The organism is Streptomyces sp. NPDC059247 (assembly GCF_042754005.1).
Taxonomy (GTDB): Bacteria; Actinomycetota; Actinomycetes; order Streptomycetales; family Streptomycetaceae; genus Streptomyces.
In genome coordinates this window covers 1-23,975 of record NZ_JBHYZW010000001.1, presented here as the reverse complement: position 1 = coordinate 23,975, position 23,975 = coordinate 1, and the positions used below count along the sequence as shown (strand labels likewise).

The 23,975-nt window shown below is 74.0% G+C and carries 20 protein-coding genes and 1 pseudogene; 16 read left to right on the top strand and 5 right to left on the bottom strand.

The features are described 5' to 3' along the window. Window positions 1-231 precede the first annotated feature (231 nt). From ACFXGN_RS00105 to ACFXGN_RS00055, 11 genes are read left to right on the top strand one after another with little or no spacing between them, the layout of a single operon-like run. On the top strand, window positions 232-1,659 hold the full coding sequence (locus ACFXGN_RS00105) for a 2-hydroxymuconic semialdehyde dehydrogenase (RefSeq protein WP_384851388.1): 1,428 nt from the start codon (window positions 232-234) through the stop codon (window positions 1,657-1,659). Next, window positions 1,656-2,477 carry a 2-keto-4-pentenoate hydratase gene (locus tag ACFXGN_RS00100; RefSeq protein ID WP_384851387.1) on the top strand — a complete coding sequence of 274 codons (822 nt, stop codon included), beginning with the start codon at window positions 1,656-1,658 and terminating at the stop codon, window positions 2,475-2,477. Before ACFXGN_RS00105 ends, ACFXGN_RS00100 begins: the two co-directional genes overlap by 4 nt. After that, on the top strand, window positions 2,474-3,235 hold the full coding sequence (locus ACFXGN_RS00095; RefSeq protein ID WP_384851386.1) for a 2-keto-4-pentenoate hydratase: 762 nt from the start codon (window positions 2,474-2,476) through the stop codon (window positions 3,233-3,235). The genes ACFXGN_RS00100 and ACFXGN_RS00095 overlap by 4 nt, the downstream gene beginning before the upstream one ends. Then, window positions 3,232-3,651: a RidA family protein gene (locus tag ACFXGN_RS00090; RefSeq protein WP_384851385.1), complete on the top strand. Its 420-nt coding sequence runs from the start codon at window positions 3,232-3,234 to the stop codon at window positions 3,649-3,651. Before ACFXGN_RS00095 ends, ACFXGN_RS00090 begins: the two co-directional genes overlap by 4 nt. Continuing rightward, window positions 3,648-4,220, top strand: a complete 573-nt coding sequence (locus tag ACFXGN_RS00085; protein ID WP_384851384.1) for a 3-hydroxyanthranilate 3,4-dioxygenase — start codon at window positions 3,648-3,650, stop codon at window positions 4,218-4,220. The genes ACFXGN_RS00090 and ACFXGN_RS00085 overlap by 4 nt, the downstream gene beginning before the upstream one ends. Further along, complete coding sequence (locus ACFXGN_RS00080) at window positions 4,217-5,239, top strand: amidohydrolase family protein (RefSeq protein WP_384851383.1); 1,023 nt, start codon at window positions 4,217-4,219, stop codon at window positions 5,237-5,239. The genes ACFXGN_RS00085 and ACFXGN_RS00080 overlap by 4 nt, the downstream gene beginning before the upstream one ends. Continuing rightward, a complete protein-coding gene (locus ACFXGN_RS00075) occupies window positions 5,236-6,150 on the top strand; it encodes an acetaldehyde dehydrogenase (acetylating) (RefSeq protein WP_384851382.1) in 915 nt (304 codons plus the stop codon). Before ACFXGN_RS00080 ends, ACFXGN_RS00075 begins: the two co-directional genes overlap by 4 nt. After that, window positions 6,147-7,304, top strand: a complete 1,158-nt coding sequence (dmpG, locus tag ACFXGN_RS00070; protein ID WP_384851381.1) for a 4-hydroxy-2-oxovalerate aldolase — start codon at window positions 6,147-6,149, stop codon at window positions 7,302-7,304. Before ACFXGN_RS00075 ends, dmpG begins: the two co-directional genes overlap by 4 nt. Beyond that, window positions 7,301-8,581 carry a kynureninase gene (kynU, locus tag ACFXGN_RS00065; RefSeq protein WP_384851380.1) on the top strand — a complete coding sequence of 427 codons (1,281 nt, stop codon included), beginning with the start codon at window positions 7,301-7,303 and terminating at the stop codon, window positions 8,579-8,581. The genes dmpG and kynU overlap by 4 nt, the downstream gene beginning before the upstream one ends. A 41-nt stretch (window positions 8,582-8,622) precedes the next feature. After that, window positions 8,623-10,395 carry a hypothetical protein gene (locus ACFXGN_RS00060; RefSeq protein WP_384851379.1) on the top strand — a complete coding sequence of 591 codons (1,773 nt, stop codon included), beginning with the start codon at window positions 8,623-8,625 and terminating at the stop codon, window positions 10,393-10,395. A 51-nt stretch (window positions 10,396-10,446) separates the two neighbouring features. Then, the gene (locus ACFXGN_RS00055) at window positions 10,447-11,889 is read left to right on the top strand and encodes an amino acid permease (protein ID WP_384851378.1); all 1,443 of its coding nucleotides are present in this window, start codon (window positions 10,447-10,449) and stop codon (window positions 11,887-11,889) included. 85 nt (window positions 11,890-11,974) lie between these two features. On the opposite strand, the gene ACFXGN_RS00050 is transcribed toward ACFXGN_RS00055, so the two are convergent. Continuing rightward, entirely contained in the window at window positions 11,975-12,667 is a 693-nt protein-coding gene (locus ACFXGN_RS00050) for a M24 family metallopeptidase (protein WP_384851377.1), read from the bottom strand. 113 nt (window positions 12,668-12,780) lie between these two features. On the opposite strand from ACFXGN_RS00050, the gene ACFXGN_RS00045 reads away from it, so the two are divergent. Beyond that, a complete protein-coding gene (locus tag ACFXGN_RS00045; RefSeq protein WP_384851376.1) occupies window positions 12,781-13,179 on the top strand; it encodes a molybdopterin-binding protein in 399 nt (132 codons plus the stop codon). 12 nt (window positions 13,180-13,191) lie between these two features. Here ACFXGN_RS00045 and ACFXGN_RS00040 read toward each other — a convergent pair whose 3' ends face one another. Further along, window positions 13,192-14,916 (bottom strand): PucR family transcriptional regulator, encoded by a 1,725-nt coding sequence (locus tag ACFXGN_RS00040; RefSeq protein ID WP_384851375.1) that lies wholly within the window; start codon window positions 14,914-14,916, stop codon window positions 13,192-13,194. A 277-nt stretch (window positions 14,917-15,193) separates the two neighbouring features. Between ACFXGN_RS00040 and ACFXGN_RS00035 the strand changes: the two are divergent. The 4 genes and pseudogenes from ACFXGN_RS00035 (at window position 15,194) to ACFXGN_RS00020 (ending at window position 20,279) form a co-directional block, all read left to right on the top strand. Beyond that, a pseudogene (locus ACFXGN_RS00035) lies at window positions 15,194-15,594 on the top strand (MerR family transcriptional regulator). A 91-nt stretch (window positions 15,595-15,685) separates the two neighbouring features. Beyond that, window positions 15,686-16,501, top strand: coding sequence for a molybdate ABC transporter substrate-binding protein (modA, locus tag ACFXGN_RS00030; protein ID WP_384851374.1), 816 nt, complete (start codon window positions 15,686-15,688; stop codon window positions 16,499-16,501). Window positions 16,502-16,855: 354 nt separating this feature from the next. After that, window positions 16,856-18,811 carry an ABC transporter permease gene (locus ACFXGN_RS00025; protein ID WP_384851373.1) on the top strand — a complete coding sequence of 652 codons (1,956 nt, stop codon included), beginning with the start codon at window positions 16,856-16,858 and terminating at the stop codon, window positions 18,809-18,811. 691 nt (window positions 18,812-19,502) lie between these two features. Next, on the top strand, window positions 19,503-20,279 hold the full coding sequence (locus ACFXGN_RS00020; protein ID WP_384851372.1) for a class I SAM-dependent methyltransferase: 777 nt from the start codon (window positions 19,503-19,505) through the stop codon (window positions 20,277-20,279). Between the two features lie 73 nt (window positions 20,280-20,352). On the opposite strand, the gene ACFXGN_RS00015 is transcribed toward ACFXGN_RS00020, so the two are convergent. From ACFXGN_RS00015 to ACFXGN_RS00005, 3 genes are all read right to left on the bottom strand, one after another. Beyond that, window positions 20,353-22,896, bottom strand: coding sequence for a DUF4118 domain-containing protein (locus tag ACFXGN_RS00015; RefSeq protein WP_384851371.1), 2,544 nt, complete (start codon window positions 22,894-22,896; stop codon window positions 20,353-20,355). Between the two features lie 96 nt (window positions 22,897-22,992). Then, on the bottom strand, window positions 22,993-23,682 hold the full coding sequence (locus ACFXGN_RS00010; protein ID WP_384851370.1) for a response regulator: 690 nt from the start codon (window positions 23,680-23,682) through the stop codon (window positions 22,993-22,995). Between the two features lie 65 nt (window positions 23,683-23,747). Further along, window positions 23,748-23,975: potassium-transporting ATPase subunit C (locus ACFXGN_RS00005; protein ID WP_384851369.1), on the bottom strand; the 228-nt coding region annotated here is incomplete at its 5' end.

Sequence of the window (23,975 nt, the reverse complement as noted above, 5' to 3'; positions counted from 1 at the left end):
CGCCAGGGGGTCCTTCCGGGGAGGAGGGGTGCTCACGAGGGGTGTCGGGCCGGGGGCGGTGGGCCCGCGAGCGGGACGTCTCCGGGGAGCGCGCCACCACGGCATACCGGGGTCGCTATACCTCCCGCGTCAAAAGGCATTGGATCGGCATAGGTGGGTGGGCGCACTATACCGGCACGCCCCGGGGTCGAGTTTCGGACAGTCCCCGGCTCAGCAACGGAGGTCCCCAAGGTGAGTTCACCCGTCCGGCATTACGTAGGAGGCGGGTTCGACGCGTCCGGCGTGCCGTTCCCGCTCGTCGACCCGGTCACCGGGAACGCCGTCGGCGAGGTGCCGGAGGCGTCCCGGGAGCTGGTCGGCCGGGCGGTGGACGCGGCCCGCGCGGCGCTGCGCGGACCGTGGGCCGCGTGGAGCCCGGCGGACCGGTCGCGGCTCCTGCACCGGATCGCGGACGGGATCGAGCGGCGCTCCGGGGACTTCGTGGCCGCCGAGTGCGCCGACACCGGCAAGCCGTACGAGCTGGCCTCGACGGTGGACGTGCCGCGCGCGGTCGCCAACTTCCGGGCCTACGCGGACCTCCTCGCGGGGCGCGGCGAGCAGTCCTGGCACACGCCGACCCCCGACGGGCGGGGCGCGCTGAACTACACGGTGCGCAAGCCGCTCGGGGTGGTCGCGGTGATCTCGCCGTGGAACCTGCCGCTGCTGCTCCTCACCTGGAAGGTCGCGCCCGCCCTCGCCACGGGCAACACGATCGTCGCCAAGCCGTCCGAACTGACCCCCGGCACGGCCTGTCTGCTCGCGGAGGTGATGGCCGAGGCGGAGGTCCCGGCGGGTGTCTTCAACCTGGTGCACGGCCGGGGCGCGGACGCGACCGGCCAGTGGCTGACCGAGCACCCGGGGGTGGACGCGGTCGCCTTCACCGGCGAGTCCCGCACCGGTACGGCGATCATGCGGGCGGCGGCGGCCCGGCTGGCGCCGGTCTCCTTCGAGCTGGGCGGCAAGAACGCCGGTCTCGTCTTCGCCGACGCGGACCTGGAGGAGGCGGTGGCGGGCACGCTGCGGTCGTCCTTCACCCACAGCGGCCAGGTCTGTCTGTGCACCGAGCGGGTGTACGTGGAGCGGCCGGTCTTCGAGGAGTTCGCGGCGAAGCTGGCGGCCGGGGCGAAGGAGCTGACCGGGTACGGCCCGATGGTCTCGGCCGCCCACCGCGACAAGGTCCTGGGCCATGTGGCGCGGGCCGCCGCCGACGGCGAGGTCCTGGCCGGTGGCGGGGTGCCGCGCTTCGGGGACGGCCGGGACGGCGGCTTCTGGGTGGAGCCGACCGTGCTCGCCGGGCTGCCGGAGGACCACCCGGCGGTACGGGACGAGATCTTCGGCCCGGTCGTGCACCTGGCGCCGTTCGACACCGAGGAGGAGGCGCTCGCCCTGGCGAACGCGGGCCCGTACGGGCTGGCCGCCACGGTGTGGACCGGTGACCTGCGGCGCGCCCACCGGGTCGCCCCGGCCCTGGACGTCGGCATCGCCTGGGTCAACACCTGGAACCTGCGCGACCTGCGCACCCCGTTCGGCGGAGTGAAGGCGTCCGGCATCGGGCGCGAGGGCGGCGACCACTCCCTGGACTTCTTCTCCGAGCCCATGAACGTGTGTGTGAAGCTGTGACGACGAACCGCGAGAACCCGGCGGTCACGGCCGCCGCCGAGCGCCTCGACCTGGCGCGCCGGACCGGTGTGCCGTGCGATCCGGTACGGGACCTGCTGCCGCCCGGCGACCTGGACACGGCCTATGCCGTGCAGTCCCTCCTGACCGAGCGCCGTCTGGCCGAGGGCCGCCGGATCACCGGCTGGAAGGTCGGGCTGACCTCGGCCGCCGTGCAGCGGCAACTGGGCGTGGACACCCCGGACTTCGGCGCCCTGTTCGACGACACGGCGGTGCACGACGGCGCGGAGCTGCCCTGGGGGGCGGTGCTCCAGCCGAAGGCCGAGGCCGAGGTGGCGCTCGTCCTGGAGCACGACCTGCCCCACGAACGGCACACGGTGGCCGAGGTGATCCGGGCGACCGCCTTCGCGCTGCCCGCCGTCGAGGTGGTCGGCAGCCGCGTCCGCGACTGGGACATCACGGCCGTGGACACGGTCGCCGACAACGCCTCCAGCGGCGCGTACGTGCTCGGCACCCGCCCGGTGCTCCTGCGGGAACTCGACCTGCGGACCGCCGGGATGGTCCTGGAACGGCGGGGCGAGCCCGTCTCGACCGGCGCGGGCGTCGCCTGCCTCGGGAACCCGCTGCACGCCGCCGTCTGGCTGGCCGACACCCTCGTCCGGCTCGGCAGGCCGCTGCGGGCCGGGGACACCGTGCTCACCGGTGCGCTGGGGCCGATGACGGCCGTGGCGCCGGGTGACGTGCTGGAGGCCCGGATCGACGGACTCGGTTCGGTGCGCGCGGCCTTCGGGCGCGCCGGGACGGAAGGAGAAGCCCGATGAACCCGACGGCACTGGCCGAGGCCCTCGACACGGCGGCGCGGGAGGCGCGTCCGCTGCCCGGGGGCGGCAGCGGCCTCACGGACACCGCCGGGGCGTACGCGGCGCAGGAGGCGCTGGTGGCGCGACGGCTCGCCAGGGGCGAGCGGCTCACCGGGGTGAAGCTGGGCTTCACCAGCGTCGCCAAGATGCGGCAGATGGGCGTCTCCGACCTGATCCACGGGCGGCTGACGGACCGGATGGAGATCCCGGACGGGGGACGGTACGACGTCTCCGGGCTGATCCACCCCCGGGTCGAGCCCGAGGTGGCCTTCCTCCTCGGCTCGGTCCTGGTCCCGGGCGGCGACCCGGCGGCGGCGGTCGCGGGCGTGGCCCCGGCCCTGGAGGTCATCGACTCCCGCTACGACGGCTTCCGCTTCTCGCTGCCCGAGGTGATCGCGGACAACACCTCCGCCGCCGGGTACGCGGTGGGCCCCTGGACCGCACCGGCCGCGCTGGGCGGGCTCCGGGGCCTGGCGAACCTGGGCGTGGTCCTCGAACTGGACGGCCGCCCGGCCGAGACCGGCTCCACCGCCGCGATCCTCGGCGACCCGCTGCGCGCCCTCGCGGCGGCGGCCCGGCTGGCCGGACCGCTCGCCCCGGGGACGGTCGTCCTCGCCGGGGCGGCGACCGCCGCCGTACCGCTGCCGCCCGGCACGCACGTACGGGCCGTGGTCGGGCGTCTGGGCGCGGTCCGGTTCACCACCGGGGAGGCGTCGTGATCGTCCCCGGCGCGGCCCCGCCGCGCGGCCGGTTCCCGCACCTGCGGCGCGCGGGCGACCTGGTCTTCGTCTCCGGCACCAGCTCGCGCCGCCCCGACGGGACCTTCGCGGGCGCGAGCGCCGATCCGATGGGCGTGACCGACCTCGACATCCGGGTCCAGACCCGGGCCGTGCTCGACAACATCGCGAGCCTGCTCGGCGCGGTCGGGGGCGGTCTCGACGACCTGGTGTCGGTGACCGCGTACCTGGTCGGCATGAACGACTTCGGCGGCTACAACGAGGTCTACGCCGAGTACTTCGACGAGACCGGGCCGGCCAGGACCACCGTCGCCGTGCACCAACTGCCCCACCCCCACCTGCTGATCGAGATCAGCGCGGTGGCCCATCTCCCGCAGAACGAGGACCAGCACCGATGACCATGAGCCCCTTCAACCTCCAGGCGTGGATCGAGGAGCACCGCCATCTGCTGAAGCCGCCGGTCGGCAACGTGCAGATCTGGCAGGACGCCGACCTGATGGTGACGGTCGTCGGCGGCCCCAACCGCCGCACCGACTTCCACGACGACCCCATCGAGGAGTTCTTCTACCAGCTCAAGGGCGACATGGTGCTCCGCGTCATGGAGGAGGAGGGCCGTCCGCCGCGCGACATCCACATCCGGGAGGGCGACGTCTTCCTCGCCCCGGCGCACCTGCGGCACTCCCCGCAGCGGCCGGAGGAGGACAGCATCGGTCTGGTCGTCGAGTTCGCCCGGCCGCAGGGCCACCGCGACGCCTTCGAGTGGTACTGCGTGGAGTGCCACCACCTGGTGCACCGCAGCGAGGTCCAGCTCACCTCGATCGTCGACGACCTGCCGCCGGTCTTCAGCGCCTTCTACGCCGACGAGGCCGCCCGCACCTGCGGGCACTGCGGCGCCCTCCACCCGGGCAAGGACTGGCCCGAGGCACTGCGCCCGCGCACCCGGCGCGACGAGGCGGCCGGAGCATGACCGTCGTCGACATCCACGCGCACGTCTTCCCGGAGATCGGCCGCGCCGAGTCCCGCCGGATCACCGGCTCCGACGACGGCCCCTGGCTGCGCACCACGGACGGCCCGGACACCGGGATGATGATGGCCGGGGCGGCCGAGTACCGGCCGGTGCGGCGGACCCTGTGGGACCCGGAGACCCGGGTCGCCGACCTGGACCGGCTCGGCGTGGACGTGCAGGTCCTGTCCAGCACCCCGCTGCTCTTCGGCTACGGCCTGGAGGCGGCGCGGGCCGCCGACTGGTGCCGGACCGTCAACGCGCACCTGCTGCGGTACGCGGAGCACGCCCCGGACCGGCTGGCCCCCCTGTGCCAGGTGCCGCTCCAGGACACCGAGGCCGCCTGCGAGGCCGTCAGCGAGGCGATGCGGCAGGGCTTCCACGGCGTCCACATCGGCAACCACCTGGGCGACCGGGACCTCGACGACGGCGCCCTCGTCGAATTCCTCGCGCACTGCGCGCAGGAGGACGCGGCCGTCCTGGTCCACCCCTGGGACCTGCCGTCCGGGCCGCGTCACTCCCGGTACATGCTGGCCTGGCTCGCGGGGATGGCGGGCGAGACCCATCTGACGATCCTGTCGCTGATCCTCTCCGGCGCCTTCGAGCGGCTCCCGGCCTCGCTGCGGCTGCTGTTCGCGCACGGCGGCGGCAGCTTCCCGTACCTGCTGGGCCGGGCCGAGAACGCCTGGCACCGGCGGGACATCGTGCGCGCCGACAGCCCGCACCCGCCGTCGTACTACACCGACCGCTTCGCGGTGGACTCCGCCGTGTTCGACCCGGGGGCGCTGCGGCTCCTGGTGGACGTGATGGGCGCGGAGCGGGTGCTGCTCGGCTCGGACCACCCGTTCCCGCTCGGCGAGGAGTCGATCGGCGCGCTGGTGCGCGAGAGCGCCCTCACACCGGAGGAACGGGCGGCCGTCCTCGGCGAGAACGCCGTCCGCTTCTTCGGACTGACCCCGACGACCGAGGAGGCCGCACGGTGAAGGCCGCCGTCATCGGATCGGGCAACATAGGCACCGATCTCCTCATCAAGATCATCCGCGGTTCGGGGAACGTCACCGCCGCCGCGATGATCGGCATCGACCCCGGCTCCGACGGGCTCGCCCGAGCCCGCAGGCTCGGCGTGCCGACCAGCTCCGACGGCGTCGCCGGGCTGATCGGAATGGACGGCTTCGACGAGATCGACGTCGTCTTCGACGCCACCTCGGCCGCCGCCCACCACCGCAACGCCGCCGCGCTCGCGCCCTACGGGAAGACCCTGGTCGACCTCACCCCGGCGGCCATCGGCCCGTACGTCGTGCCGCCCGTCAACCTCGACCAGCACCTCGGCGCGGCCAACGTCAACATGGTGACCTGCGGCGGCCAGGCCACCGTGCCGGTCGTCGCCGCCGTCGCCGCCGTCACCCCGGTGCACTACGCGGAGATCGTCGCCTCGATCGCCTCCCGGTCGGCCGGACCCGGCACCCGGGCCAACATCGACGAGTTCACCGAGACCACCTCCCGCGCCCTGGAGCAGGTCGGCGGCGCGACCCGGGGCAAGGCGATCATCGTCCTCAACCCGGCGGAGCCCCCGCTGCTGATGCGGGACACCGTCCACTGCCTCGTGGACGACTGCGACACCGACCGGATCACGGCCTCCGTGCACGCGATGGCCGCCTCGGTCGCCGCGTACGTGCCGGGCTACCGGCTCAAGCAGGAGCCGCAGTTCCGCGCGCTCGCCGCCGACGACCCGCTGGTCCGGCTCGGTGGCGGCGGACGGCTGCTCGTCTCGGTCTACCTGGAGGTGGAGGGCGCCGCCCACTACCTCCCCGCCTACGCCGGGAACCTCGACATCATGACCGCCGCCGCGCTGCGCACCGCCGAGCGCCTGGCCGAACGGAGCCTCGGCCGATGACCCAGGTCTACGTCCAGGACGTCACCCTGCGGGACGGGATGCACGCCGTCTCCCACCGCTACACCCTCGACCAGGTGCGGGCGATCGCCGGGGCCCTCGAAGCGGCGGGCGTCGACGCCGTCGAGGTCGCCCACGGCGACGGCCTCTCCGGCTCCTCCGTCACCTACGGCCCCGGCGCCCACACCGACTGGGAGTGGCTGGAGGCGGCGGCGGACGTCCTCCACCGGGCCCGGCTCACCACCCTGCTGCTCCCCGGCATCGGCACCGCCCACGACCTGCGCCGCGCCCACGCGCTCGGCGTCACCTCCGTCCGGGTGGCCACCCACTGCACGGAGGCGGACGTCTCCGCCCAGCACATCGCGCTCGCCCGGGAACTCGGCATGGACGTGTCCGGTTTCCTGATGATGTCCCACCTCGCTCCGCCCGCCGAACTGGCCGCGCAGGCACGGCTGATGGAGTCGTACGGCGCGCACTGCGTGTACGTCACCGACTCCGGCGGGCGGCTGACGATGGACGGCGTACGGGACCGGGTCCGCGCCTACCGGGACGTCCTCGACCCGGCCACCGAGATCGGCATCCACGCCCACCACAACCTGGGCCTGGGCGTCGCCAACAGCGTCGTGGCGGTGGAGGCGGGCGCCCGGCGCGTCGACGCCTCCCTCGCCGGGCAGGGCGCGGGCGCCGGGAACGCGCCCCTGGAACCGGTGGTGGCGGTCTTCGACCTGCTCGGCTGGGAGCACGGCTGCGACCTGTTCCCGCTGACGGACGCGGCCGAGGAACTCGTCCGGCCCACCCAGGACCGGCCCGTCCGGGTCGACCGGGAGACCCTCACGCTCGGCTACGCCGGGGTGTACTCCAGCTTCCTGCGGCACGCGGAGGCGACCGGCGCGCGCCACGGCGTCCCCACCCGGGACCTGCTCGTCGAGGCGGGCCGACGGCGGCTGGTCGGCGGACAGGAGGACCTGCTCACGGACATCGCCCTGGACCTGCTCAGGACCCCGGACCCCGCCGGGGCGGACCCGGCACCGGCGGCCGAAGCGCCCTCCGTGCCGACGGAGTCCGCCACCGCCGACGCGCCCGACGCCCCCGCCCCTTCCGACGCCCCCGCCACCCCCGCCGCACCCCTCGCACGTGATCACGGAGACACCGCATGACGACCGACCCCACCGCCACCTCCCCCGCCCCCGGCACCGACGGGCTCGCCGCGCGCGCCGCCGCGCTGGACGCCGCCGACCCGCTCGCCGCCGTCCGGGACCGCTTCCTCCTCCCCGAGGGGGTCGTCTACCTCGACGGCAACTCCCTGGGCGCGCTGCCCGCCGCCGTCCCCCCGGTCGTCGAGGACGCCGTGCACCGCCAGTGGGGCACCGACCTGATCCGCTCGTGGAACGCCAACGGCTGGTGGGAGGCCCCGGTCCGCACCGGCGACGCGATCGGACGGCTGATCGGCGCGGCCCCCGGGCAGGTCGTCGCCGGGGACTCGACCAGCGTCCAGCTGTTCAACACCCTGCTCGCCGCCGCCCGGACGCGCCCCGGCCGCCGTCTGCTGCTGACCGACCCGGACCACTTCCCCACCGACCAGTACATCGCCGACTCGGTCGGCCGCCTCCTCGGTCTCGACGTCCGCCGGGTGCCCGCCCGGGACGCCGCCGAGGTCCTCGCCGAGGAGGCGGGGAACGTGGCCGTCGCCGCGTACGCCCCGGTCGACTACCGCACCGGCGAGCTGTACGACATGGCCGCGCTCACCGCCGCCGCGCACGACGCCGGGGCCCTCATGCACTGGGACCTGTGCCACGCGGCGGGCGCCCTCCCCGTCGAACTCGACGCGATCGGAGCCGACTTCGCGGTCGGCTGCGGCTACAAGTACCTGTCCGGCGGACCGGGCGCCCCGGCGTTCGCGTACATCGCCCGGCGCCACCAGGAGACCTTCGACCACCCCCTGACCGGCTGGCACGGGCACGCCGAGCCCTTCGCGATGTCCGGCGCGTACGCACCGGCGGCGGACGTCACCCGGGCCCGGATCGGCACGCCCGCGCTGCTCTCCCTGCTCGCCCTGGAAGCCGCGCTCACCGCCTTCGACGGAGTGGAGATGACGGCCGTGCGGGAGAAGAGCCTCTCCCTCACCGGCTTCTTCCAGGAGTGCGCCGACACCCTCCTCGACGGCCTCGGCTTCACCCCGGCGACACCCCGCGACCCGGCGCGCCGGGGCAGCCAGGCCGCCCTGCGCCACCCGGAGGCGTACCCGCTGGTCGCCGCCCTCACCGCCCGGGGCGTCATCGGCGACATGCGCGCCCCCGACCTGCTCCGCTTCGGCTTCAACGCCCTGTACGTCACCCACGCCGACGTCCTGCGCGCCGTCGAGGAGCTGCGGGACATCACCGTCTCGGGAGCCCACCGCACGCCCGAGTTCCAGCAGCGCCCGACCGTCACCTGATCCCCGCACCCTCCCGCGTACGTCTTCGAAAGGACCGTCCGATGCGCTCCACCCGCAGGAACGCGGTACTCGCCACCGTCGTCGCGGCCGCCGCCACGGCCACCCTGCTCGTCCCCGGGGTGTCCGGGGCCGCCGACCGGACCGCCGCCGCGCCCGCCGCCGACCCGGACGTCCGCGCCGTGTGCGCCGACCGCCGCCCGGAGCCCGCCGACCCCGGCGCGTACGGGATGCAGCTCGACGGCACCTTCCGGCACCCCTCCGTCACCCCGGTCGACGAGGGGTCCGACCATCCGTTCCCCGGCCGGAACGCCGCCTACGACACCCGCTCGTACATCAAGAACATGAAGGTCGAAGCGGCCTACGAGGGCGCCGACTTCACCCCCGACTACTTCCACACCTGGCAGAACGTCGTGGACTTCGGCGGTCGGCGCTACCTCTTCCAGTACGACCGCTCCGAGGGGCGAGTCTACGACGTCACCGACGTGAAGAAGGTGAAGGTCGTCGAGAAGCTGAGCCGCGAGGACGTCGGCGGCGACGAGAACCGGGCCAACGGCGACTGGGCGGCGGGCGACTACTGGGGCGCGTCCACCATCCAGTGGAGCCGGAAGCTCGGCGCGTACGTCATGGTGCAGAGCTTCGAGAGCAAGCGGCAGATCTCCGAACTCTCCGACCACCCGCCGCTCGACAAGTACAACAACCCCGAGGGCGTGAAGAAGCTGCGGGCCAAGCCCGGTCTGAAGGGCTTCAAGGTGTACCGCCTGGACGGCCCGCGCAAGAAGGACTGGAAGCTCCTGGCGACCGTCTCCACGGACTCCACCCAGGCCGATCCGCTGCGCAGCGACCCGGCGTCGGCGCAGCAGGGCTCCGGCTCGATCGACGTGCCGTACTGGACGGGCGAGAAGTACATGTTCCTGGCCACCGCGCCGGACGACACGTACTCCGGGACCGAGTACCCGACCAACCTCCACTCGGCCGGCTACCAGTCCTGGGACATGTCCGACCCGGCGCGGCCGAAGCTCCTCGACACCTGGCACCTGCCGGGCCAGCGGACCGGCGAGGACGCGGCCTACGGAAAGAACCCGCGCTGCGGCAACCGCACCAGCTGGATGGGCGCCCGGATGCCCCTCTTCCTGCCCAAGCCGGTGGAGAAGGGCGGGCGTTACGCCTTCGCCGCGATGGGCGGCTACGGCCTGACGGTCCTCGACGTCTCCGACCCGGCGAACATGCGGACGGTGAGCCACCTCGACCTCCCGGCGTCGGTCGCGGGCACCGAGGGCGACAACATCGACGTCTCCCAGTACGAGAAGACCGGGATGATCTACTACTCGGGCTATCCCCTCACCGAGGACTGCTACGAGCCGTACAAGGACGTCTACCAGATCGACGCCCGCGACCCGGCGAAGCCCCGCGTCGTCGGCGTCCTGCCCCGCCCGGTGCCGCCGAAGACGGCCGGTTTCACCGACTACTGCCAGCGGCGCGGCAGCTTCGGCCCCAAGCGGACCGGCTACTACACCAACCCGGGCAAGCACGACGCCGGACTCCTCGGCTACGGCTTCTACAACGCGGGCGTGCAGTTCTTCGACGTCTCCGACCCGGCCGCCCCGAAGATCTCCGCGTACTTCGTGCCGAAGGCGTACGGCCGGGACACCGCCGAGTACGCGTACGGCAACCAGACCCACGGGGTCTACGTGGAATGGGACCGGAACATCGCCTGGGCCCTGACCAACCACGGCATCTACGCCCTGTCGTCGAAGGTCCTGGGCAAGCCCCGCCTCGGCGCCCCCGAGAAGCCGTTCCGCACCAGCGAGTTCTGAGCCTTCCCCCTCCGCACTCCCCCGACCCCCGCGCAGAAGGGCCCCACCGCCATGGCCGCACCCAGCGACTCCGCACCCCCCGCCCCGGCCGCACCCGCGGCCACCGACGGCGCCAGACCGGCACCCGCCGCCGGTGAGGGACTCGTCCGTTCCCTCACCCACCGGCAGACCACCATGATCGGTCTGGGCTCCGCGCTCGGCACCGGCCTCTTCCTCGGCTCCGGCTCGGCGATGTCCGTCGCGGGACCCGCCGTGATCGTCTCGTACGCGATCGGCGCGGTCCTGGTGGCCATCATCGCCGTCCTGCTCGGCGAGATGTCCGCCGCGCACCCCGTCCAGGGCTCGTTCGGCGCGGTCGCCCACCGCTATCTCGGCTCCTGGGCCGGTTTCCTCAGCCGGTGGCTGTACTGGTTCAGCGCCGTCGTCGTCATCGGCACCGAGGTCGTCGCCTCCGCGCTGTACATCCGCTGGTGGTGGCCGGACGTGCCGATGTCGGTGGCCATCCTGGCCGTCGCCGCGATCGTCCTCGCGGTCAACGTGATCAGCGTGAAGTCCTTCGGGACCACCGAGTTCTGGCTCTCCACCGTCAAGGTGGTGGCCCTGTGCGCCTTCATCCTCTGCGCCGCCCTGCTGGTCTTCTTCGGCCTGCCGGACACCGAGGCGACCGGCTTCGCGCACCTCACCGACGACGGCGGTTTCCTCCCGCACGGGGCGGGCTCGATCTGGCTGGCCATGTCCGTGGTGATGTTCGCGTACGCCGGGTTCGAGGTCGTCGCCATCGCGTCCGCCGAGGCCGCCGACCCGCAGCGCACCATCCGCACCGCCATGCGCCAACTGGCCTGGCGCCTCAGCTTCTTCTACCTGCTCTCCATCACCCTGGTCCTGGCCCTGATCCCGTGGCGGCGGATGGCGGACGGCGACGGCAGCATCGAGGCCAGCCCGTTCGTCCGGGTCTTCACCGAGGTCGGCGTGCCCGCGGCGGCGACCCTCACCAACATGGTCGTGCTGATCGCCGCCATGTCCGCCGCCAACGCGCATCTGTACGGCGCCTCCCGGCTGCTCCACTCGCTCGGCGACGACGGCCTCGCCCCGGCGCCGATGGCCCGGCTCAACCGGCGGGGCGTCCCGGCGGTCGCGATCGGCGCGTCCACCCTCGGCATCGCGGCGGCGGCCCTGCTCGCCTTCTACGACGTCAGCGGGCTCTTCGGCATCATGATGTCGATCGCGATCTTCGCGGTGCTGCTCGTGTGGCTGCTGATCCTCGCCTCGTACGTGGCCTTCCGCCGCCACCGCGACGCGCACCCGGAGGAGTTCACCGGCTTCAGCATCCGGGGCGGCGACAAGCTCGCGGTCGTCGCGGCGGTCGGGGTCCTCGCGGTCGCCGCCACCGCGGTGAAGGTGCCCGACATGCGTCAGGCGGCCCTCATCGGCCTCGCCTTCACCCTCGCCCTCCTCGTCTGTTACGCCCTGACGACCCGCCGACGCCGCTCGTAGCGGACCGCCGGGAGGAAGGGGAAGGGGCCGGTTCGCGTTCGCGCGGCCCGGCCCCTTCCGCGTTCACCGGCGCGGGCGTCCCGGCTCAGGCCAGGTCGAGGAGCTGCTCGTGGAAGCCGCCGAAGCGCCTCTCCCGGTCGACGAGGTGCAGTTCGAGGATCCAGTGGCACGGACGGCCGGAGCGGTCGGCGCGGCGCAGCGGGTGGTGGTTCTCCGGAGTGATGTACGACTCCGCCTTGGCGCCGTCGTTCGTCTCGTGCGGGAACTCCCCGACCAGGTGCCCGGCGTGCCAGATGCCGATGTCCCAGCCCGCGTCGGCGGCCAGCCGGGCGACCTCGGCGTACATCCCGGCGCCGGTCACGTCCTCGTGCGCCCGGAAGAAGGCCCGTCCGGCGTCGAAGACGGACGGCAGGTCGGCGGCCAGCCGGTGCTTGTCGGGGTCGTCGCCGAAGACGTAGGTGCGGCCGAAGTCGGCCTCGTACTCCTCGAAGATCGGGCCGAAGTCGGCGAACGCGATGTCGTCCTCGCCGATGGTCCGGTCCGGCGGGTTGTCCTGGTAGGGCGCCAGGGTGTTGGGGCCCGAGCGGACGATCCGCTTGTGCCAGTGCTTGGTGGTGCCGAACATGTCGTTCGCCAGGTCGCGGATCGCGTCGCTCACCTCCCGCTCGCCCCGTCCCGGCACGACCAGGCCCCGCGCCTCCACCTCGGCGAACAGCGCGACCGCCTTCTCCTGCGCGGCGACCAGACCGGTGGCGCGCCCGCCCTCCACGACTGCCATGACCGTCCCCCTCCGTCTTCACGTCTGCCGGATGATTCGATCTTCCAGGGTGGCACACGCGGGGAACGGCCGGGGGCGTGGGGCGACGGGACGGTCCTGGATAGGGTGCGGGGATGCCGTCGTACAGCATGGGGCAGGCCGCGCGGCTGCTCGGAGTGAGTTCGGAGACCGTTCGCCGGTGGGCGGACGGCGGCAGGCTGGGCGTGGAGCGCGACGGGTCCGGCCGGCGCACGGTCGACGGGGTGTCCCTGGCGCTCTTCGCGGCCGAGCGGGGAGCCGGTGCGCACGCCGTCCCCGAGGACGACGTGCCGACCTCCGTACGGAACTCGTTCGTGGGGATCGTGACCGGGGTACGGCTCGACGAGGTCGCCGCGCGGGTCGAGATCCAGTCCGGGCCGCACCGCCTGGTGTCGCTCGTGACGCGGGAGGCGGTCGAGGAGCTGGCGCTGGACGTCGGCGTCACGGTCACCGCCCGGGTGAAGTCGACGAACGTCCACGTCGACCTGGGCTGAGCCGCGCGCCGGTCAGCGGCAGAGCAGCGCCGTCCGCAGGTCGAGCCGGTGGTCCAGGCTCGACAGGTCCCTGCCGGTCAGGACCTCGACGCGGTCGATGCGGTAGTGGACGGTGTTCACGTGGAGGTGCAGGGCCTCGGCGGTCCTCGTCCAGGAGCAGTCGTGCGCCAGGAAGACCTCCAGGGTCTCCAGGAGGACCGAGGGGGAGCCGCGCCCGGCGCGCAGCAGCGGGCCGAGGACGGTGTCCAGGTACGCGGCCCGCACATCGGCGGGGACGCCCGCGAGGAGCGTCCTGAGGTCGGTGAGGTCCCGGAGGCGCGCGACTCCGGCCGGGGCGGCCGGGGCGGCCGTCGGAGCGGATGCCGGAGCGGATGCCGGACCAACGGCCCCCGGCGCACCGGCTGTCCCCTGTGTACCGGCTGTTCCTGTCGTCCCTGTTGCCCCTCTTGCCCTTGCTGCCCCTGCCGTCCCGGCCGCCGGTCCCGGCGGTCCCGCCGGTCCGGGTGCCTTCCCGGCCGACCCCGGGCCCGGGCCCGTCTTCGCGTGGGCCCCGGCCAGCGCGTAGCGGGCCTGGGCGAGGGCGCGCGGGAGGTCGCCCGGCCGGTGGACGGGGTCGCTGACGCCCGCGTGCAGGGCCGCCCCGGGGCGGCAGGCGTGGAGCAGCGGCCACACCTCGCGGAGCCGGGCCGGGACCTCGCCGTCCGGGTCCGGGCCGTGCGCCAGGACCGCGACGGCCCGCCCGTCCGGGCGTCCGGCGACGGCGAACCCGACCGCCCGCTGGTGCCGCAGCGCCTCCGCGAGGGCCGCCGGGGCGTCCCCCCGGGCCGCCGGTCCCGCCGAGGCGGCGACCACGACGGTGTGGGCCTCGGCACCGGCCAGACCGCAGGACCGCAGCGCCCGCTCCAGGCCGTCGGCCTCGCCGTACACCGCGTCCGTCCGGGCGATCAGTTCCTCCTGGGCCCGTACGCGCGGGGCCGCCCGCCGGTCCTGTCTCCGACGGTGGCGGCCGATCAGCTCCCCGATCTCGTGCAGGATGCGGGGCGGCACCCGGTCCGGCTCCGGCAGGTGCAGGTACCAGGTGTCGTAGACGCTGTCGTCGGCCTCGATCCGTACGGTCGTCCCGTGCCGTCCCCGCAGCGCCTCCACCGCGCGCCCCGGCGGGAGTTCGGGGGCGGTCGCGGTCCGGGCGACCGTCCGCCCGCTGCCGCTGACCAGATGGCAGACGGGCGTGCCGAGGTGCGCGAAGGACAGGCCGAGGAGTTCGGCGGCGGAGGCGCCCCGGTCGAGCGCGCGGGCCAGCTCGACGCGGACGTTCTCCGGCAGCGCGTAGGGGGCCGTGGGCCGACGGCTCAGCTCGCCCCACTGCCGGAGGTAGACCGCCTCGGTGATCGCCCGGAAGCTGGTGTGGGCGGGGACGGCGAGCAGCGGGACGCGGTGTCTGCGGCAGGCGGCGGCCAGTTCGTCGGGGACCTCGCCGTGCGTCTCCTCCCCGGCGAGCAGCGCCACGGCGCCGGTGCCGCTCAGGGCGGACACGAACCGGTCGGTCCTGGCCGGATCGCCGTCGCGGCCCCACCACACCAGGCCGCTGAGCACGATCTCGCCGGGCTGGAGGAACCGGGCCGGGTCCTCCAGGTCGGTCGCCGTCACCCCGCCGATCTCCTGGCCGAGCAGTGACTCCTCGCCCCAGACCAGTGCCAGGTCGAGGCCGTCGAGGCGGAGGAGGTGGTCGACCCGCATACGAGGCTCCTTGCGTGCTCGCGGACAAGGGCCCGCACCTCATGCTCACCAGGTGAGTACGCGTTCCGCCATCGTAGATACAAGCCAAGAGGGCGAAATACTTCTCAGATGATCCGCCAGGAGAGGGCCCGTAGCGCTGGAAGATCCCCCTGGGCCGCAGGTGGACGAGGCGCGGCCCGAAACCGTTCGTACCTTTCTCCATCCCCGCTCGCATCCGCGATGGAGGGTCGTACGGCTTTGTTGCAGATGAGAGCCTGAGCGACCTACGGTGTCGCACATGCAGTCCTACACCATCGGGCGGGCCGCGCGACCGCTCGGCGTCGGCGCCGACACCGCGCGCCGCCGGGCGGAGGCGGGGAGGGTCGCGACGCACCGCGACGAGAGCGGACGGCGCGTCATCGACGGGAAGCCGCTCGCCGCGTCCTCCGCGGAGATCACGCGGAGCGGCGACGACGTCTCCCGGGCATCGGCGCGCCACGCGTTCCCGGGCATCGCCACCGCGATCGGGCCCGGTGACGCCGCCGCCCGGACGACCGCCCGGACGATCGTCCGGGCGGGTCCGCACCGGCGGGTCTCCCTCCTCACCCGTGGGTCCTCCGTGGTGGAGCCGGACCGGAAGCGGACGTGCGGGCCACCGCCCGCGTGAAGCCGACCGGCCCGCGCGTCGACCGCACCTGAACGCCCCTCACGCAGTACCGCACCGCGGCGGCCGTCGACACGGCCGGCCTCCCACCGCACCTTCCGCCCGATCCAAGGAGCCCACACCCTCATGTCCCTCGCCCTCACCAGACGCCGTGTCACCACCGCCGCCCTCACCGCCGCCCTCCTCGTCCCGCTCGCCGCCTGCGGTGACGGCGGCACGAAGGGCGACGGCGCGAAGGCCACCGGCACCCCCGCCGGTTCCGCGAGCGCGGCGCCCGCCGCGAACCTGACGGTGCTGGCCGCCGCTTCCCTGACCGACGTGTTCAAGACGGCCGGTGCCGCCTACGAGCAGTCCCACCCGGGTACCAAGCTGACGTTCTCGTTCGCCGGTTCGCAGGAGCTCGTCGCCCAGGTCGCGCAGGGCGCCCCCGCCGACGTCCTGGTCACCGCCGACACCAAGAGCATGGACAAGGTGAAGGCCGACACGGACACCCCGGTCGTCATCGCCAAGAACCGTCTGGTCATCGCCACCGGCAAGGGCAACCCCTTCAAGGTCGACGACCTCAAAGACCTGGCCGACACCAAGCTGAAGGTCGTCCTCGCCGCTCCCGAGGTCCCGGCGGGCAAGTACAGCAAGCAGATCCTCGACGCCCAGAAGATCACGGTGAAGCCGGTCTCCCAGGAGCCCAACGTGCGCGCCGTCCTCAGCAAGGTCGAGCTGGGCGAGGCCGACGCCGGTCTCGTCTACAAGACCGACGCCGAGAGCGCCCGGGACAAGGTCGTCGCCGTCGAGATCCCCGACGCGCAGAACGCCATCGCGAAGTACCCGGCGGCCACGCTGAAGGACTCGAAGAACGCGGGCGCCGCCGCCGCGTTCGTCGCCTGGCTCTCCTCCCCCGAGGGCCAGAAGATCCTCCAGGACGCCGGCTTCCAGAAGCCGTGACGCCCGGAGCCTGACGGAATCGGGGTCGTACGGGCCCAGGGTCGTACCGGTCCGGGTCCTACGGGCCGGAGCCGTAGGGGCCGGGGCCTGACGGGCGTGGAGCCCGGCGGGCCCCGGACTCGCCCGCACTCGCCCTGACTTCCCCTGGCTTTCCCCGGACTCCCCTCGGCTTCCCCTGGCTTCCCCGGCACGACAGGCCCGGGACCCCGCCGTTCCGGGGCCCGGCCGCCCGGGGCCCGGCCGCCCGGGGCCCTCGCGGCGGCGGAGCCGTACCGGTCGTGAGAGGGTCGCCCGGTACCGGGGAGACGGGCGGCCCCCTCCTCCTCATGTCTCTTCACCTCTGCGGGGTCATCCATGAAACGAGCGGTCGTCCGGCGGCCCGGCGGCGGGCCGCCGCTGCTCCTCGTCCTGCCCGCGCTCCTCGCCGTGGCGTTCCTGACGCTCCCCCTGCTCGGCATCCTCGTACGGACCGAATGGGGCGAGCTGGCCGGGCATCTGACGTCTCCCGGGACCGTCGAGGCGCTGAAGCTGTCGCTGCTGGTGTCCTTCTGGGCGCTGGGCCTCTCGCTGCTACTCGGGGTGCCCCTGGCCTGGCTGCTCGCCCGGGTCCCCTTCCGGGGCAAGGCGCTGGTCCGCTCGCTGGTCCTGCTGCCGATGGTGCTGCCGCCCACCGTCGGCGGCGTGGCGCTGCTGCTCGCCTTCGGGCGGCGCGGACTGCTCGGGCCGTGGCTGGAACGCACCTTCGGCATCACGTTCCCGTTCCACACGTCGGGCGCGGTCCTCGCGGCCACGTTCGTCGCCATGCCGTTCCTGGTGATCAGCCTGGAGGGCGCGCTCGGCGGGCTCCGGCCGCGTTACGAGGAGACGGCGGCGTCCCTGGGCGCCTCGCCGGTCCGGGTGTTCTTCACGGTCACCCTGCCGATGGTGGCGCCCGGTGTCCTCGCGGGCGCCGCGCTCACCTGGGCACGGGCGCTGGGCGAGTTCGGCGCGACGATCACCTTCGCGGGGAACCTGCCCGGGACGACCCAGACGCTGCCGCTCCAGGTGTACCTGCTCCTCCAGGACGAGCCCGAGGCCGCCACGTCGGTCTCCCTGCTCCTGCTCGCCATCGCCATGGGCGTACTGGTCTCCCTGCGCGGACGGTGGACGGGCACCCCCGCCGACCGGCCGCGCCGGACCGCCCCCGCCGCGCCCGACCCGGCGGCGACGGACCCGGCCACCGCGCGGCCGGTCGCGGCGGGCGGCCCCTCCGTCCCGGTCGCCGTCCCCGGGGGGCGCTGGGCGCTGCACGCCGAGGTCACCGGCTTCACCCGGCTCACCCTGGACGCGGGACCCGGCACCACCATCGCCGTCGTCGGCCCCAACGGCGCCGGGAAGACCACCCTGCTGCGGGCCCTGCTCGGTCTCACCCCGCGCGCCCACGCGGACCTCCGGCTCGGCGACGAGGACGTCACCGCGCTGCCGCCGCACCGCCGCCGGGTCGCCTGGGTCCCCCAGGACGGCGCCCTGTTCCCGCATCTGACGGCCCTCGCCAACACCGCGTACGGGCTCCGCGCCCAGGGGGTCGCCCGTGCCGAGGCGCGCCGCGAGGCGGGCGCCTGGCTGGACCGGCTCGGCGTGGGGCACCTCGCCCACCGCCGCCCCGGCCAGCTCTCCGGCGGGCAGGCGCAACGGGTCGCCCTGGCGCGCGCCCTGGCCGCCCGGCCCCGGCTGCTGGTCCTCGACGAGCCGCTCGCCGCCCTCGACCAGACGACCCGGGCGCACGTCCGGCACACCCTGCGCACCCATCTCGCCGGGTTCGGCGGTGTCTGTCTGATCGTCACCCACGATCCCGTCGAGGCGGTGTCGCTCGCGGACCGGGTGCTCGTCCTCGACGAGGGCCGCGCGCTCCAGGACGACACCCCCGCCGAGGTCACCCGGCACCCCCGCTCCCCCTGGGTGGCCCGGATGCTGGGGCGCAACGCCTGGCCCGGCACGGCCACCGCGCACGGTCTCGACCTCGACGGCGGCGGGACCCTGGTCGCGGCCGAACCGCCGCCGCCCGGCACCCGGGCGCTGGCGATCGTCGCGCCCGAGGCGGTCTCGCTGCACCGGGAGAGGCCCGGGGGCAGTCCGCGCAACGTCTGGCCCGGCACCGTACGCGAGATCACGAGCAGCGGCAGCCGACTGCGGGTGCTCGTCTCCTCCGACGAGGCACCCGACCTCGTCGCCGAGATCACCCCGCAGGCCGCCGCCGAACTCGGTCTCGCCGACGGGGTGTCCGTGTGGACGGGTGTGAAGGCGACCGAGACGACGGTCGTGCCCCTCTGACCGACCGGGACGGCGGTCGTGCCCCTCTCTGACCTACGGGACGACGGCCGTGCTCCTCCCGCCAGCCGGGACGACGGCCGTGCTCCTCCTGCCCGGGGGCCGTACCGATGCCGTCGTCGTCCGGCCCCCCGCCGGGCGCCCCGGGCCGTTTCAGGTCGGCCCGGGGCGGTCCGTCGTACGGGGCGATCCCGTGGCGGCGTCGACGAGGGTGTCCACGCCGACCGCACCGAGCTGGACCAGCTCGGGAGACGTACCGGCCTGCCCGTACGTCCTGCGGGACGGCCAGGCGCGCTCCCCGCGTCCACCGCGGTCCCCGCGTCCATCACAGGCACCCCCGGCACCACACCCCCGCCGATCCGCATCAGCGAGACCGATTCCCGTATCCGGCTCGCACATGTGCATCTGAAAGGCTATTTGTCCTCTTGGATGATCGGCTGTAATCATCCGGTCCGCGAGGGCCTGTTTCTGTGGCTGCGTCCAATCGCCGCGCACGGTCGGCGCCTGGTTGACTGACGGCACCGGCCCGGCGTGGTGGAGTGGCTCCCGCCACGGCGGAGAACCGGCAGGGCCCTGCGCACCGCACGCGGTGTTCGGTGCGCGGGGGCCCGTCGGCACCGGCTGCCGCGAGCGAGGTCCCCCACGGGTCTCCGCCCGCTTCCGCTGTTCCTGCTCACGAGGCGAGGCAAGGCAGATGACCACATGCGCGCGGACCCACGACGGCGGCTCCGGGGTGCTCGGCCACGGCCCGCCCGGACACGGCCGCTCCGTCCGGCGGCGGCCCGACGGGCGGATAGCTCTGTTCGTCGCCCGGTCGCTCGGCGGGGCGCGGACCGTCCTCAACGTGGGCGCGGGCACGGGCACGTACGAGAACGCCGTCCGCGCGCTGGCGCCCGGCGGGCCCTCCTCGTCCCCGCACACCGCCCCCGCCGTCGACGCGGTGGCCGTCGCCGCCGCCGGGGAACTGCCCTTCGCCGACGGCTCCTTCGACGCGGCGATGACCTTGTTCAGCGTGCACCAGTGGGGCGACGTCACCGCCGGGCTGCGGGAGACACGCCGGGTGACGCGCGGCCCGGTCACCGTCCTGACCCGCGATCCCGCGCGCGTACGGGACTTCTGGCTGTACGCGTACGCGCCCGGGGTCCTGGACACGGAGGCCCTCAGGTACCCGCCCGTCGACGAGATCGCCGCCGCCCTGGGCGGCACGGTGACCGTGGAGGCGGTCCCCGTCCCGTTCGACTGCACCGACGGTTTCAACGAGGCCTACTACGGGCGCCCCGAGATGCTCCTGGACCCCGCCGCCCGGGAGGCGTGCTCCGCCTGGAGCTTCGTCGACGACACGGCCCGCGAACACTTCGACCGCACCCTGCGCCACGACCTGGCCTCCGGCGCCTGGGACGCGCGCTTCGGTCATCTGCGCACCCGGCCCGCCTACCGGGGCTCCCTCGTCGTCGTCCGCTCGGAGCCCTGACGGGCCGGGTCCCGGCCCGGAAGCCGGGTCCGGTCCCGGTCCCCCGCCCGTCGGGTCGTCGTCCCGTTGCCCGTCAGGTCGTCGTCCCGGCCGCCTGTTCCGGGATCTGGGGCGGCGCCCCGTCCGGCATCCGCAGGACGACCGTCATCGTCAGGCCGCCGCCCGGGGTGTCCTCCGCCGCCAGGCTGCCGCCCATCGACTCCACGAAGCCCCGGGCGACGGCGAGACCGAGGCCGACGCCCTCGCCGCGCGGGGTGTCCCCGTACCGCTGGAACGCCCCGAAGATGCGGTCCTTGGCCTCGTCGGGCACGCCCGGACCCCGGTCGACGACCCGGAGTTCGACCCGGTCCGCGAGGGCGCTCGCGGCGACGAGGACGGGCTGGCCCGGCGGGCTGTACTTGACGGCGTTCTCCACGATGTTGGCGACGGCCCGCTCCAGGAGCCCCCGGTCCACGGCGACCATCGGCAGCGTCTCGGGGATGTCCAGTTCGACGCTGTCCTCGGGGACGCCGAGCAGTGCCATGGGGACGACCTCGTCCAGATCGGTCTCCCTGATCACGGCGGTGACCGTGCCCGTCTCCAGCCGGGACATGTCGAGGAGGTTGCCGACGAGGTGGTCGAGGCGGTCGGCGCCCGCCTCGATGCCCTCCAGGAGTTCGGCCCGGTCCTCCTCGGACCACTCGACGTCGTCGGAACGCAGCGAGGTCACCGACGCCTTGATGCCCGCGAGGGGGGTGCGCAGGTCGTGGCTGACGGCGGCCAGCAGGGACGTGCGGATCTTGTTGCCCTCGGCGAGCCTGCGGGCCTCCTCCGCCGCGCCGACGAGCCGCTGCCGGTCCAGGACCACGGCCGCCTGCGCGGCGAACGCGCCGAGCACCCGGCGGTCCTCGGCGGGCAGGACCCGGCCGGTCAGGGCCAGCGCGAGATGGTCGCCGACGGGGATGTCGACGTCCGCGTCGTCCGGGCGCGCGCAGGGACCGTGGCCCGCGACGGCGACGCACGCCCAGGGCCCCGTCTCGTCCGGGCGTTCCAGCAGGGCGACCGCCTCCATGGAGAAGGTCTCCCGGACCCGTTCGAGGAGCGCTTCGAGGGTGGTCTCGCCGCGCAGCACACTGCCCGCGAGATAGGAGAGGGTCTCCGACTCGGCCCGCAGCCGGGCCGCCTGGTGGGTGCGCCGGGCCGCCAGGTCCACCACCGAGGCCACCGAGATCGCCACGCCGACGAAGACCCCCAGGGCCACCATGTTGCGGGGGTCGGCGATCGTCAGCTCGTGGATCGGCGGGGTGAAGAACCAGTTCAGGAGCAGGGAGCCGACCGCGGCGGACGCGAGCGCGGGCTTGAGGCCGCCGAGCAGCGCCGCCGCGACGGTGAGCGTCAGGTACAGCAGGACGTCGTTGGCGAGGCCCACCTCGGGTGTCGCGGTGCGCAGCAGCAGGGTGAGGAGGGCGGGGCCCCCGAGGCCCACGAGCCAGCCCCAGACCGTCCGGGACCGGCCGAGCCGGGCGCTCCGCGCGACGGGCAGCCGACGGCCCTTGGCGGCTTCGTCGTGGGTGACGATGTGGACGTCCAGATCGGGCCCGGACTCACGGGCGACGACGGCGCTGACGCCGGGGCCGAGGAGGTACTGCCAGGAGCGGCGGCGGCTCACCCCGAGGACGATCTGGGTGGCGTTCACCCCGCGCGCGAACTCCAGGAGCCCGGTGGGGACGTCGTCGCCGACGACGTGGTGGAAGGTGCCGCCGAGGTCCTCGACCAGGGTGCGCTGCACCGCCATTTCCTTCGGGGACGCCGAACTCAGCCCGTCGCTGCGGGAGATGTAGACGGCGAGGACCTCGCCGCCCGCGCCCTTCTCGGCCAGCCGGGTGGCCCGCCGTATCAGGGTGCGGCCCTCGGACCCGCCCGTCAGTCCGACGACGATCCGTTCCCGCGAACCCCAGATCGTGGAGACGCGGTGCTCCGTCCGGTACTCCTGGAGGTACTCGTCGACCCGGTCGGCGGTCCACAGCAGGGCCAGCTCGCGCAGGGCGGTGAGGTTGCCGGGGCGGAAGTAGTTGGACAGGGCCGCGTCGACCTTGTCGGACTTGTAGATGTTGCCGTGGGCCATCCGGCGGCGCAGCGCCTGCGGCGACATGTCGACCAGCTCTATCTGGTCGGCCCGGCGCACCACCTCGTCCGGGACGGTCTCCTGCTGCCGGATGCCGGTGATCGCCTCGACGACGTCGCCGAGCGATTCGAGGTGCTGGATGTTGACGGTCGAGACGACGTCGATGCCCGCCACGAGCAGTTCCTCGACGTCCTGCCAGCGCTTGGCGTTGCGGGAGCCGGGCACGTTGGTGTGGGGCAGTTCGTCGACCAGCGCGACGGCGGGCCGCCGGGCGAGGACGGCGTCCACGTCCATCTCCGTGAAGGACGTGCCCCGGTACTCGATCGTGCGGCGCGGGATCACCTCCAGGCCGTGCAGCATGACCTCGGTGCGCGGACGGCTGTGGTGCTCCACGAAGGCGACCACGCAGTCCGTGCCGCGCTCCACCCGCCGGTGCCCTTCGGAGAGCATGGAGTACGTCTTGCCGACGCCGGGGGCGGCCCCCAGATAGATGCGCAGCTTCCCGCGTCTCATGTTCTGCGTTTCTCCTACGGCTCGACTGCGGTACGGGCCCGCCGCTCGGCGCCTCGGCGGCGGGTCAGCGGCTCCGGGTGCCACGGCTGCGTGCCTCTACGGCTCGAACCGGTAGCCCATGCCGGGTTCGGTGATCAGATAGCGGGGGTGCGACGGGTCGTTCTCCAGCTTGCGCCGCAACTGGGCCATGTAGACCCGCAGATAGTTCGTCTTCGTCGCGTAGCTCGGCCCCCACACCTCCTTCAGGAGGCGGCGCTGGCTGATGAGGCGGCCCGGGTTGCAGATCAGGATCTCCAGGAGGTGCCACTCGGTGGGTGTGAGGCGCACGTCCCGGTCCGCGCGCCGCACCCGTTTGGCCACCAGGTCCACGGTGAAGTCGTCGGTGGTGACCCGCCCCCCGGTGACCGGCTCGGACACCGGTGCCTCGGCGGCGCGCCGGGTCGCCGCCCGCAGCCGGGCGAGCAGCTCGTCCATGCTGAACGGCTTGGTCATGTAGTCGTCCGCGCCCGCGTCGAGCGCCCGGATCTTGTCCTCGGAGCCGCTGCGGGCGGAGAGGACGAGCACGGGCACCCGGCTCCAGCGCCGCAGCGCCCTGATGACCTCGACCCCGTCCATGTCGGGCAGCCCGAGATCGACGATCAGCACGTCGGGCGGTTCGGCGGCGGAGAGGGCGAGTGCCGTGGCGCCGTCCCGCGCGGAGTCCACCCCGTACCGACGGGCTTGCAGATTGATCACCAGCGCTCGTGCGAGCTGGGCGTCGTCCTCGACCACCAGCACCCGGGTCATCGACGTGCTGCCTTCCTCTTGTGCGGGCTGAACGGTCGGCACCCTCTGTCGACGGGGTAAGGCCATCAGCCCTTGGCCGTCGTGAGGTTCTTCAGGGCGGTGTTGAGTTCGAGGACGTTGACGCGGGGTTCGCCGATGAAGCCGAGGATCCGGCCGTGGGTGTGGGTGGTGAGGAGTTGTTCGACCTGGGTGACGGTCAGGTGGTTGTTGGCCGCGACCCGGTGGACCTGGAGCCGGGCGTAGGCGGGGGAGATGTGGGGGTCGAGTCCGGAGCCGGAGGAGGTGACCGCGTC